Annotated in this window: 13 protein-coding genes; 5 read left to right on the top strand and 8 right to left on the bottom strand. The window is 55.8% G+C overall.

Annotated features, from left to right (window positions below; genetic code table 11):
* The first annotated feature begins 25 nt into the window (after positions 1-25).
* The gene (locus JT51_RS08170; protein WP_037310577.1) at positions 26-469 is read left to right on the top strand and encodes a low molecular weight protein-tyrosine-phosphatase; all 444 of its coding nucleotides are present in this window, start codon (positions 26-28) and stop codon (positions 467-469) included.
* On the opposite strand, the gene JT51_RS08165 is transcribed toward JT51_RS08170, so the two are convergent.
* Positions 466-1407, bottom strand: a complete 942-nt coding sequence (locus JT51_RS08165) for a LysR family transcriptional regulator (protein WP_037310574.1) — start codon at positions 1405-1407, stop codon at positions 466-468. The genes JT51_RS08170 and JT51_RS08165 overlap by 4 nt on opposite strands.
* A gap of 66 nt (positions 1408-1473) precedes the next feature.
* Positions 1474-1785 (bottom strand): hypothetical protein, encoded by a 312-nt coding sequence (locus tag JT51_RS08160; protein ID WP_037311931.1) that lies wholly within the window; start codon positions 1783-1785, stop codon positions 1474-1476.
* Positions 1786-2031: 246 nt separating this feature from the next.
* Here JT51_RS08160 and JT51_RS08155 point away from each other — a divergent pair, with 246 nt between their 5' ends.
* Both JT51_RS08155 and lepA read left to right on the top strand, forming a co-directional pair.
* Complete coding sequence (locus JT51_RS08155) at positions 2032-2586, top strand: RNA ligase family protein (RefSeq protein ID WP_419177302.1); 555 nt, start codon at positions 2032-2034, stop codon at positions 2584-2586.
* A gap of 137 nt (positions 2587-2723) precedes the next feature.
* On the top strand, positions 2724-4523 hold the full coding sequence (lepA, locus tag JT51_RS08150) for a translation elongation factor 4 (protein ID WP_037310569.1): 1800 nt from the start codon (positions 2724-2726) through the stop codon (positions 4521-4523).
* Between the two features lie 69 nt (positions 4524-4592).
* On the opposite strand, the gene JT51_RS08145 is transcribed toward lepA, so the two are convergent.
* A complete protein-coding gene (locus JT51_RS08145) occupies positions 4593-5960 on the bottom strand; it encodes a hypothetical protein (RefSeq protein WP_037310566.1) in 1368 nt (455 codons plus the stop codon).
* A 194-nt stretch (positions 5961-6154) separates the two neighbouring features.
* Between JT51_RS08145 and JT51_RS08140 the strand changes: the two genes are divergently transcribed.
* Both JT51_RS08140 and JT51_RS08135 read left to right on the top strand, forming a co-directional pair.
* Complete coding sequence (locus JT51_RS08140) at positions 6155-6475, top strand: hypothetical protein (RefSeq protein ID WP_037310563.1); 321 nt, start codon at positions 6155-6157, stop codon at positions 6473-6475.
* 126 nt (positions 6476-6601) lie between these two features.
* Entirely contained in the window at positions 6602-7051 is a 450-nt protein-coding gene (locus JT51_RS08135; protein ID WP_037310561.1) for a hypothetical protein, read from the top strand.
* Between the two features lie 90 nt (positions 7052-7141).
* Here the strand turns inward: JT51_RS08135 and JT51_RS08130 are convergent, their stop codons facing one another.
* From JT51_RS08130 to JT51_RS08115, 5 genes are all read right to left on the bottom strand, one after another.
* Positions 7142-7327, bottom strand: a complete 186-nt coding sequence (locus JT51_RS08130; protein ID WP_037310558.1) for a hypothetical protein — start codon at positions 7325-7327, stop codon at positions 7142-7144.
* Positions 7328-8189: 862 nt separating this feature from the next.
* Positions 8190-8327: an entericidin A/B family lipoprotein gene (locus JT51_RS21470; protein WP_081894658.1), complete on the bottom strand. Its 138-nt coding sequence runs from the start codon at positions 8325-8327 to the stop codon at positions 8190-8192.
* 73 nt (positions 8328-8400) lie between these two features.
* On the bottom strand, positions 8401-9195 hold the full coding sequence (locus JT51_RS08125) for an iron chelate uptake ABC transporter family permease subunit (RefSeq protein WP_037310554.1): 795 nt from the start codon (positions 9193-9195) through the stop codon (positions 8401-8403).
* Positions 9195-9944, bottom strand: coding sequence for a metal ABC transporter ATP-binding protein (locus JT51_RS08120; RefSeq protein ID WP_037310551.1), 750 nt, complete (start codon positions 9942-9944; stop codon positions 9195-9197). The genes JT51_RS08125 and JT51_RS08120 overlap by 1 nt, the downstream gene beginning before the upstream one ends.
* Complete coding sequence (locus tag JT51_RS08115) at positions 9941-10414, bottom strand: Fur family transcriptional regulator (RefSeq protein ID WP_037310548.1); 474 nt, start codon at positions 10412-10414, stop codon at positions 9941-9943. Before JT51_RS08115 ends, JT51_RS08120 begins: the two co-directional genes overlap by 4 nt.
* Between the last annotated feature and the right edge of the window lie 69 nt (positions 10415-10483).

Here is a 10483-nt window from a genome sequence, read left to right as displayed (position 1 = left end):
TGCCCTTCACGCTACACCTTGGTTCATGACTCACCGTATCCTGTTTGTCTGCCTGGGCAATATCTGCCGTTCCCCCGCTGCCGAAGGCGCTTTTCGCGCCCGTGCACCGCATTTCGCCACCGACAGCGCCGGGACGTCAGGCTGGCATATCGGCGATCCGCCTTACGGGCCGATGCAGGCCGCGGCGCGGGCGCGTGGCATTCCGCTGGATGACCTGCGCGCGCGGCAGTTCATCGCCGAGGATTTTCACCGGTTCGACACGATCATTGGTATGGATACAAGCAACGTTGCGGATATCGAAGACCTGCGACCAGAAGGCAGCGACACCCCCGTTCACCTGCTGACCGATTTCGCACCGCATACCGGCGCGGATCATGTGCCCGACCCGTATTACACGCGTGATTTTGACGGGGTGCTGGACCTGATCGAAACAGCGGTCGAAGGCCTGCACAGGCATCTGAGCGCCTAGCCCATCACCTTTAACCGATCGCTGAGCCAAGGCAGATGCGCCAACGCCGGGTCAACGATCTGACTGCGCATCAGCCGGCGAATCATTCCCGCAACCTCTTGCGGAACCTGATCGGACCAGTCGGTGCGGGTGAACAGGGAAATCATGCGCGAGGATTCTCCGAACGGGGCAGGGTGCACATCCATTCCGTCATGAAACCGCGCCGCCCGCATATAGCCCAGCGGCGTCGTGATCGCCCAGCCCAGGCCCTGCGCCACCATCGCCATCATAGCCAGATGTGAGCCAATCTCGAACCGTTCCTCGAACTCCAGCTGTTGTCGCGCCAGATGCGCCTCAATCTGGCGGCTGATCAGCTGCTCGCGGGCATAGCGCAGAAAGGGCAGGTCCCGTGTTGCATCAACCGCCCCCTTCGGGGCCACCAGAATGAACGGGTCCTGTACCAGAGGATATTCTACCACCCCTTCCAGTACTTCGCCGCTGTGGGCCGAGACCGCCAGATGCAGACGCTGAGATTCAAGTTCTTCGAAAATCTCAAGGCTGGGCAGGGTGATCAGCTTGAATTTCGACCGGGTCAGGCTGTCGGCCAGCAAGGTGGCCAGTCGCGGCGTCAGGTCATTGTCGAAATCGTCGATCAACCCGATGGACAGGGTGGTCAGATGCCCCAGGTCCATCACGGTCAGCTCGCTTTGGGCCATCTGCAGCTCGGCCAGTATCGTCTCGGTCCGGGTCAGAAAACTGCGCCCTGCCTGCGTCAGGCGCATCGGGCGTCGCCCATGATCGACTAGCTCGGTTCCCAGAACGTTTTCAAGATTACGCAATTGCTGGCTGACCGATGGTTGGCTCAGGCCTGTGATCTCGGCCGCCTGCGCCACCGAACCCGTCCGCGCCAGCGCCTCGAACACTTCGAGCCCACGCAGGCTTAGCCCTTTCATAACCATCACATGCACCTTTCACTGCGCCTTTTCTGGGGCGCAGCGCCGGTCAGGTCAAGGAGCGAGGCCCGCTTAGTTACAAACGGCCTGCGCCAGTTGGCCAAAGTTCCGATAGCGATCCCACAGCGCGTCATCACGCTCTGTCTGCGACATCTTCAGCACCTGCGCTTGATGGGGGTCTTTAAACCATTTGGCCACGGTTTTCTGATCGCTGCGCGTCAGGGCCTGATTGGCCACCTGCTGAATGCAGCTGCACCGCGCCCGCGTCGCCGCTGTGCGGTCCGACGCCAAACACGCGCGCTTGATCGCCGCGGCCTCAGCCACCTGAGGAGCCATCGCCAAAGTGGAAGTTGCACAAAGTGCAATTAGTAGGAACTGTTTCATGCTCATGCCTCGTTTTCGCCCGCCCGGAGGAATCTGTGCCCCTCTCAGCTTGCGCGTGAGTATTGTGCAAGTTGCGATGCGGATCAATCACTTGGTTTGAAAAAGTGATTGCGTAAGTCGCAATTGTTGCCTTTAGTAACCCGATGCTTGCCTGATAGATCAATTTTGATACTGATTATGCTCAAGAAATACGGACGCACTTTTCACTTGCCGCAATCTCCCGGCGCCACAAACGACGATAAGATCATGTCGGATGTTAGTGCTTTGATTGCTGCGAAAGAGGTTGTGTGCACCGAGAAAATGGACGGTGAAAATACCACGATTCACGCAGGCGGTTGCCACCCGCGTAGCCTGGATGCCCGATACCATCCTTCGCGTGATTGGATAAAGGCGTTTGCGGCGGGTGTTTCCCCACAGCTGTCCAAGGATGAGCGGATCGTTGGCGAGTATCTTTTTGCCCGCCATTCCATCGCCTATGCGGCATTGCCGACATATTTTCTGGGCTTTGCATGGGTGAAAGGCGACGAAGTCCAATCGTGGGATGCGACGCTGACCCGCTTCGCTGAACTTGGTGTGGTGCCCGTCCCGCAGCTCTATCGGGGTGTTTTCTCAAACGACATTGCAGAAGATGTGATTTCCAACCTGAACCTGACGACGCAAGAGGGGTTTGTGGTGCGAACCGCTGCTGCCTTCGCTGAACGGGATATGCCAACTCATCTCGCCAAATATGTTCGCGAAGATCATGTCCAAAGCGAGACACATTGGATGAACGCTGAACTGATCAAGAACGGGCTGGCCTGATGGGTGGTCAGATTTTGATGTTATGATGGATGAGTAGTCGGATTGTCAGCCTATCGGGCTAACCAGAAAAACTAAGGGTTTCGTGCTGCACCGTCCCACCTTGACCAGCGCCCGTTTTCGAACCATATCCCGTCGCTATGACAGACCTCGCCCATATCCGCAATTTCTCCATCGTCGCGCATATCGACCATGGCAAATCCACCCTTGCTGACCGGCTCATCCAAGAGACCGGAACGGTCAAGGATCGCGACATGAAGGAACAGCTGCTCGACAGCATGGATATCGAGCGCGAGCGCGGCATCACCATCAAGGCCAACACGGTCCGCATCGACTATACCGCCGACAATGGCGAGAAATACGTGCTGAACCTGATCGACACCCCCGGCCACGTGGACTTTGCCTATGAGGTCTCACGGTCCATGCGCGCGGTCGAAGGCTCGTTGCTGGTTGTCGACTCCACCCAAGGGGTCGAGGCGCAGACGCTGGCGAATGTCTATCAGGCCATCGACGCCGATCATGAGATTGTGCCGGTATTGAACAAGATCGACCTGCCCGCGTCCGATTGTGACCGCGTGGCCGAACAGATCGAGGATGTGATCGGCATTGACGCAACGGATGCCATTCAGGTCAGCGCCAAGACCGGGCAGGGCATTCATGAGACGCTGGAATCCATCGTCACCCATCTGCCTGCCCCAAAAGGCAATCTGGACGCGCCGCTCAAGGCGATGCTGGTGGATTCGTGGTACGACGCCTATCTTGGCGTCATCGTTCTGGTCCGCATCATGGACGGCACGCTGAAAAAGGGGATGCGGGTCAAGTTCATGTCGAACAATACCCTGCACCATGTCGACCGCGTCGGCGTCTTCCGCCCCGAGATGGAGATGGTCGATAGCCTCGGCCCCGGTGAGATCGGCTTTCTGACGGCCTCGATCAAACAGGTCCGCGACACCCGCGTTGGTGACACCATCACCAATGACCGCAATGGTGCCGAAGAGGCTCTGACAGGCTTCAAACCCGCACAACCCGTCGTATTCTGTGGCCTCTTCCCTGTCGACAGTTCCGAATTCGAAGACCTGCGTGATGCGATCGACAAACTGGCGCTCAATGACGCCAGCTTTAGCTTTGAGATGGAAACCTCTGCCGCGCTGGGCTTTGGCTTCCGCTGCGGTTTCCTCGGGCTTTTGCACCTTGAGGTCATCCGCGACCGCATCGAACGCGAATACGATATTGACCTCATCACCACTGCGCCCTCGGTGATCTATCACGTCTACATGAAAGACGGCGAGATGATCGAGCTGCACAACCCCGCCGACATGCCCGACCCCTCCAAGGTCGATCATATCGAGGAGCCGCGCATTAAGGCGACCATCCTGGTTCCGGACGAATTCCTGGGCGACGTGCTGAAGCTGTGTCAGGACCGCCGCGGCATCCAGATGGACCTGACCTATGCGGGCAGCCGCGCCATGGTTGTCTATGACCTGCCTCTCAACGAAGTGGTGTTCGATTTCTATGATCGGCTCAAATCGGTAACAAAAGGTTACGCGTCATTCGACTATCAGATGACCGGCTATACCGAGGACGCGCTGGTCAAGATGTCGGTGCTGGTGAATGACGAACCGGTGGATGCGCTGTCGACCATGGTTCACCGCGACCGGGCCGAGATGCGGGGCCGGGCGATGTGCGAAAAGCTCAAAGACCTGATCCCGCGTCACATGTTCAAAATCCCGATCCAGGCCGCCATCGGAGGCAAGGTCATCGCCCGCGAGACCCTCTCGGCCTTGCGCAAGGACGTGACCGCGAAGTGCTACGGAGGCGACGCCACGCGGAAACGCAAACTGCTGGACAAGCAGAAGGCGGGTAAAAAGAAGATGCGCCAGTTCGGGAAGGTGGATATCCCGCAGGAGGCGTTTATTTCAGCGTTGAAGATGGACAGCTAAAAAGCCAAGGGACAAGCTGGACTTCAGCCAGCTTGTTCCATTTGGAGTTCGACTCGGCTTCCCGTCATTCTACGTATCAATAGTCTCTTCGAGTTTTGGAATTTGTAAGGGTGATGCCGGGAAACAGTCTAAGAACCCATCTATTTCACGCGCTTCTTTAAATACCGCCCATGTTCTAGCCTCATCGTACTTCACTCCTGCTTTCTCCGCCAAAACCGCCAACTCTAGGATTCTGGAGAAGTCTCGGCGGACGCATGCCAATGCGAGGTCGAAAACGGGTGTAGTTACGGACCAATCATAGTCTTTGAGTACGCCATTCGCTGCAGCCAGTTGTTCGTCGCTGTTTTTCTTGGGATCGTGCAATTCGCAAAGTGCTCTATTGACTGCTATCGACAGCTTTGTTTCGTTGTCCAACTTCTTGCTTGATTTCTCGGCGAACTCGCATATCCGCTGACAAATTTTCGTGTAACCGTTTACCAGAAAATCGTGGGATGTACCCAGCATATTGCCGCTAATTTCATCAAAATCATTCCTAAAATATTTTTGCATATACATTTGCAGAATATAGTATCCTGTAAGGTAAACTCTTGTGGCTGATTTTCTTAAATAAGATCCGTCAAGTTTAACCTCTTCGCCAATGTTGGGAAGCGCGTCACTTTTAAGGCCGGCGCGTTGGCAATTGTTCAAATACAGCTCATTTACTATTCCGCCGTTGTGGGCAATAAGATGGCGACGTTGACATACTTCAATAAAATCCCTGAATATCTGATCGGATTTATGCCCCGTCAAGTCTGATGTTATTGAGAATGTGCGCATCACCCAATCAATTACGTCGGTGTGGCTCTCACGAAGTTTCATTGAAATCTTTTTGCGCGCTCTTTCTTCGACTAGTTCTTGGATTGTTTGGTAATCTTTGATTTCACCCAAGGTCACCTGTTCGCCGAAATCCACAAACTTTTCCGGATGAGAAACCGCACATATTTCAAGAAAACGAAGCAACAAGAAGTCGAATTCAGAAATCAGTGATCCGAGAACTGATTTCCTCAAAGTCTTCGCTGCACGAAGCATATGCCGGGTGGTTTTCAATCTAGATGTTACAAACTCTAAGCTGTCTTCATGGATGATGAAGCTTAATTCCGATTCGTCATCGGCTTCCCCTAGGTTTTCTTCATGCGAAATTGCCACTGAACGCAGGTAATCTACAACTTCACTATCTAGATTCTGATCTACCTGAAAATAACCAACTGCGGTTAGCAATGGAATAAAGTCTAAGAACGAAATCGCAAATGCAGTCCAATCGTCACAGAGTTTCAATAAGTTTTCCAGCTCCTCGTTTTGCACTGTAGAATAAGATTTTCCAAAATTTAGGGAAAAAGAATGGTAGTGCCCCTTCTTTTTTTTGATCCTTACGCGAGGCAGGTTGTCTGTCTTACTCATTTCTTGTTTTTTCTCTCATTTTATTGAGGACTGAGTTAAATTTCCGCCGCAAGAGTTATGGAGGTCAAACGGCAAGTGCAAGCGCTTGACGGACAGACTTTTACCATCAACCATCTAACTGTGACCCACCTCACAGCCCCAACCGCTCCCTCCTGTTACACTTGACCTCACGGAACCCTCTGCAGGAGGCCCCTATGTCCACATCCATGATCCCTCTTATCGCCCTCGGGTCGGCGGGTCTCTATTCCGTGGCCATGATCGCGATGAAGTTCTGGTGGAAAATCCCCGGTGTGGGTCTCGGCCTGCTGATCGTCGCGACCCTGCTGGCCGGGGCGACGCTCGAACTCGCCGCGCTGCGCGAGGAACGGCTGGGCATCATCTATACCGGCATTCTTGGGGCTGAGGTCGTTCTGATCGCCATCGCCTCGTTCTTTCTGCTCGGCGAAAACTTCCCATATCGTGAGGCGTTTGGCATCGCTCTGGTCATCCTTGGAACCGCGATGGCCTGGGCCTGAGCGCAAACCGCATCTAACGCTCACCTAAACCCTTTATGAACTTTCCCTCAGGTAACTTGTAAGGTCGCAAAGCTCTCCCAATCTGTTCAGCAGGCCAGCAACGGTCGTATGAGAAGGAGAGAGCCCATGACCAGATATAAGACTGTCGGAGCAGCCGCTCTGGCCACGAGCCTCACCCTTGGAGCCGCTGTTTCGGCTGATACCACGCCCGATCTGCGTGGGATTTGGCTGGGGACGTATACGACCGTTCAGCCCAGTCATTTCTACCGGGGTGATGAGCCGCGATTCAATCAGGCCGAATGGATGCTGGATGTTCAGATCCAGGAGGGCAACGTCTTTTGGGGGCCCAGCAAATGGCGGCGCGAAGGCGATACCGGCTGGAATGAGAATGAGGCCACTGGAACCATCAGCCTGGATGGTTCGGGCGCCATCGGGATTATCGAAACCTCGCCGCTTGTGATTGGCGCAAATGCGTTGATTGATGCCCGATATCAAGACGGCAAGATCTATGCGGATTTCCGTAGCCTGCGTAGCGGAACGACCTACAGTACCGTTCTGGAACGTCAGGTGAACTGAAGCGTCTTCGGCCCGATCGGTCTGTAGGGGGTACTGGCTGTGGATTTTCACAGCGCGTAGTAGGTAATCCCGGTCGGGTCGGAGCGCTTCTCAAAATTGGAACCAGCGTCTCCACAGGGAGGAGGCGGGCCGGGCGGCCAGTTCATCGCTCGCGACAAGGTTCAGACCGCCCTGCGCCGGAATGCGGCGTTCCTCGGCGCGGGTCATCTGGATCTCGCGAACCTTCAGCGCGATCTCGCGCGCGGTGACAAAGGTGCCGTCCGGTCCCGGTTCCATTTCAGGAGTTTTTCACGCCTCTTGCCAGGCGGCTGTTTAACTGCCCCTTCAGGACCTCGGGTGTACGATTCGAAGGATTGAGGCGGCCAACGCGGCGAAACCCCTGCAAAACTAACTCAAAAGATCATATTCAGACCTTTGCGTCTGCAGAAATGGCGAAAACTCGATTGCCGCGTAGCTGAGCAAGTTTTCCGGCACCAACCCAGCCCAATGTCGCGCATTCTAGAGTTGTCCACATCATTCTCCAGTCAGATATCAACATCTTATCCCCGTCAAATTTTCATGCTGCAGTGCTATTTTCTTGTCGGAAAAAGATCTGAATGTAACAGTCTGTTCACCACAAGGGTTCTCAGGAACCTGAGTGGAGCGCCAAGGCCGGGGACGTCAGGGCGGTGACGGTGAGTTTTCGGATTTACCCTTAACTGCAATGACTTACCGGTGGGTGATTGACTGTGTCGGGCATCTTGTCCGTAGCAGGCGGTCCACCCTCTGAAGGTCGGCGTGTGCTGTAAGGTGCTTGCGGGTACCAAGCGGCAGCTTTGGTCATTGAAAGGCCAAGGGAACTGGTTTGGTGCGCGCCTCGGGCGTGTCGAACCGACAAGGCGTCAGGACTGTCCGTAAGGGCATGTGCAAAGACAACGTCTGCGCACCTGGCGCCTTATTCTTTTGGCCGGACCCCGGGTTCATACAGGCTACCACACTACCCCTCGCTGAAAAGGGAACGGGGCTCTTGTGTTTGCACAAGAGCCCCGGAAGCCTATCAGAAAAACAATGCCGCGTTCAGAAAACCTGTACTTCAGGCGAAGGTATCAGCGGCGATCCAAAGAGAGGATGCCTTAGGTTTTCTATCTTTTTACGTGGTTCAGAAACTTTGCTGCACATCCGTGGCCGCACCCTGAATTGCGTCACCGGCCTTTTCAATGTCTTTGCCGGCACCTTTGGTGGTTTCGCAGGCAGCAAGGGTAAACATGGCCAGCCCAATCAGAATTACGCGGATCATCGGATTCTCCATAAGTGTTAGTTTAGTGATGCTTAGCAGTTATCCCCAATATGAGCCAGAATTTTCAGATACGTCAATCGCGGCGCACAAGTGGGGCCAAAAGGGCGGTTACGACAAAGATCAACGCCGCTGCGCAAACGATGCTTGGCCCGGCAGGGGTGTCTGCAAGGTAGGCCCCGCCCAATCCCCCCAACGCCGCCAAAGAGCCGATGGCGGCTGCAAAAAACGCCATGCTTTCCGGTGTTTTGACCAAAGAGCGCGCCCCGGCGGCCGGGATCACCAGCAATGCGGCGATCAGCAAGACCCCTACGACCTTGATCGCAACGGCAACGGCCAGCGCCATGGCCAGCGTCAGCCACATTTCTTCGCGCTTTGGGTCTATGCCCGAGGCGTAAGCCAGATCCGGGTTCAGGGTCGCCACCAACAGGGCGGACCACCGCCAGATCATCACCGCAAGAATAAATGCGCCGCCAACCCAAATCGTTGCAAGATCGGATTTGGTAACCGCCAGAATGTCGCCGAACAGAAAGGCGTTCAGGTCCAGCCGGACATCGCCCAGCAGGGCGACTGTGACCAACCCCGCTGCCAATGCCGTATGGGCGATGACACCCAGCAGCGTATCCATGGCGAACCCGTTGCCGCGCAGCAGGGTCACGGCAACACCCATGGCCAGCGCTGACGCGATGATTGCAGGCAAAAGCGGAAGCGAAAAGGCCAGTGCCAGCGCAACACCCAGGACCGACGCATGCGCGGTCGCCTCCCCCAGGTACGCCATGCGCCGCCAGACCACAAAGCACCCCAATGGCGCGGCCGCAATTGCGACGCCAATACCGGCAAGTGCCGCGCGAACCATAAAATCATCCAACATCAGTGGGTTTTGTCCTGTGCGTGATGGTGATCGTGATCGTGGGAATGGCTGTGCTGGTGCTGATACAGGGCCATGGTTCCCTTGGTTCCGCTGCCAAACAGGGCGCGGTATTCGGGGGCATCCGCCACCGTACGGGGTGAACCCTCGCAGCAGATATGCCCGTTCAGGCACAGCACCCGGTCCGAGGCTGCCATGACCACATGCAGGTCGTGGCTGACCATGACGACCGCACACCCCATGTCGTGGCGAACCTGTTCGATTCGCTGGTAAAATGCGGCAGCCCCAGGTTGATCCAAGCCCTGCGTTGCTTCGTCCAGAAGCAATATCTGAGGCTTTTCAAGCAAGGCGCGGGCCAGCAGGACGCGTTGAAATTGCCCCCCAGACAATTTGGTCATCTGCCGGTTTCGCAGGTCCGGTACACCGGCCAGATCAAGGGCGTTGATCGCATCGCGGGCCGGGATGCGTTTCGGCAACCCCAGAAACCGTTGCACCGTCAGCGGAAGCGCCGCGTCCAAAGCCAGCTTTTGCGGTACATAGCCAATCCGCAGGCCCGGCGCGCGGTGTACTGTTCCCTCGGCAGGGGAAACCGCACCGATCATCGCCCGCAAAAGGGTCGACTTGCCCGATCCGTTGGGTCCGACAATCGTGACAATCTCATTTTCCGAGACAGAGGCGTTCACGTTTTTCAGGATCGTTCTGCCATCCACGCGGATAGATATGTTGTCCAATGAAATCAGGGGGCTGTTCATAGCTCGGCGCATTCTGGGCACAGACCTTCGGCCTCGACAACGATCCGTTCGATTTGAAACCCCGATGTATCCGCTGCAGCGCCCAGGCGGCCCTGTGTCAATTCTGTTTCGGTTTCTGCCACGGCTTTGCAGGACCGGCAAATCAGAAAGGCGGGTACGTGGTCGTGCGTTGGGTGGGCGCAGGCGGCATAGGCGTTCAATTGTTCGATTCGATGCACAAAACCGTTCTGTACCAGAAAGTCCAGCGCGCGATAAACCACAGGGGGTTGCGAGCCCATACCTTCGGCCGACAATACGCTCAGGATATCATAGGCGCCCATTGCCCGGTGTTTTTCCAACAGAATCTCAAGAACGCGCCGCCGGACGGGCGTGAATTGCAGGCGTTGTGCTTTGCATTTGGCTTCGGCCAGGGCCATGGCGGTATGAACGCAGTGGGTATGATCGTGTTGCCTGAATCCGACTGTGCTCATGTAGGGCTCCGAAAATTTTTGCCTTGATATGTTATAACGTGAGGCATATCAAGCGGTTGAAATATGTAA

This window comes from Ruegeria halocynthiae (assembly GCF_000743705.1).
GTDB lineage: Bacteria > Pseudomonadota > Alphaproteobacteria > Rhodobacterales > Rhodobacteraceae > Ruegeria > Ruegeria halocynthiae_B.
Note: the sequence above shows the minus strand (reverse complement) of the source record. Positions and strands in the feature narration are given on the sequence as shown.

Excerpts from the sequence above, each read along its gene's own strand:
- JT51_RS08170 (WP_037310577.1), top strand. The coding sequence starts at position 26 with ATGACTCACCGTATCCTGTTTGTCTGCCTGGGCAATATCTGCCGTTCC.
- JT51_RS08165 (WP_037310574.1), bottom strand. The coding sequence starts at position 1,407 with ATGGTTATGAAAGGGCTAAGCCTGCGTGGGCTCGAAGTGTTCGAGGCG.
- JT51_RS08160 (WP_037311931.1), bottom strand. The coding sequence starts at position 1,785 with ATGAAACAGTTCCTACTAATTGCACTTTGTGCAACTTCCACTTTGGCG.
- JT51_RS08155 (WP_419177302.1), top strand. The coding sequence starts at position 2,032 with ATGTCGGATGTTAGTGCTTTGATTGCTGCGAAAGAGGTTGTGTGCACC.
- lepA (WP_037310569.1), top strand. The coding sequence starts at position 2,724 with ATGACAGACCTCGCCCATATCCGCAATTTCTCCATCGTCGCGCATATC.
- JT51_RS08145 (WP_037310566.1), bottom strand. The coding sequence starts at position 5,960 with ATGAGTAAGACAGACAACCTGCCTCGCGTAAGGATCAAAAAAAAGAAG.
- JT51_RS08140 (WP_037310563.1), top strand. The coding sequence starts at position 6,155 with ATGTCCACATCCATGATCCCTCTTATCGCCCTCGGGTCGGCGGGTCTC.
- JT51_RS08135 (WP_037310561.1), top strand. The coding sequence starts at position 6,602 with ATGACCAGATATAAGACTGTCGGAGCAGCCGCTCTGGCCACGAGCCTC.
- JT51_RS08130 (WP_037310558.1), bottom strand. The coding sequence starts at position 7,327 with ATGGAACCGGGACCGGACGGCACCTTTGTCACCGCGCGCGAGATCGCG.
- JT51_RS21470 (WP_081894658.1), bottom strand. The coding sequence starts at position 8,327 with ATGATCCGCGTAATTCTGATTGGGCTGGCCATGTTTACCCTTGCTGCC.
- JT51_RS08125 (WP_037310554.1), bottom strand. The coding sequence starts at position 9,195 with ATGTTGGATGATTTTATGGTTCGCGCGGCACTTGCCGGTATTGGCGTC.
- JT51_RS08120 (WP_037310551.1), bottom strand. The coding sequence starts at position 9,944 with ATGAACAGCCCCCTGATTTCATTGGACAACATATCTATCCGCGTGGAT.
- JT51_RS08115 (WP_037310548.1), bottom strand. The coding sequence starts at position 10,414 with ATGAGCACAGTCGGATTCAGGCAACACGATCATACCCACTGCGTTCAT.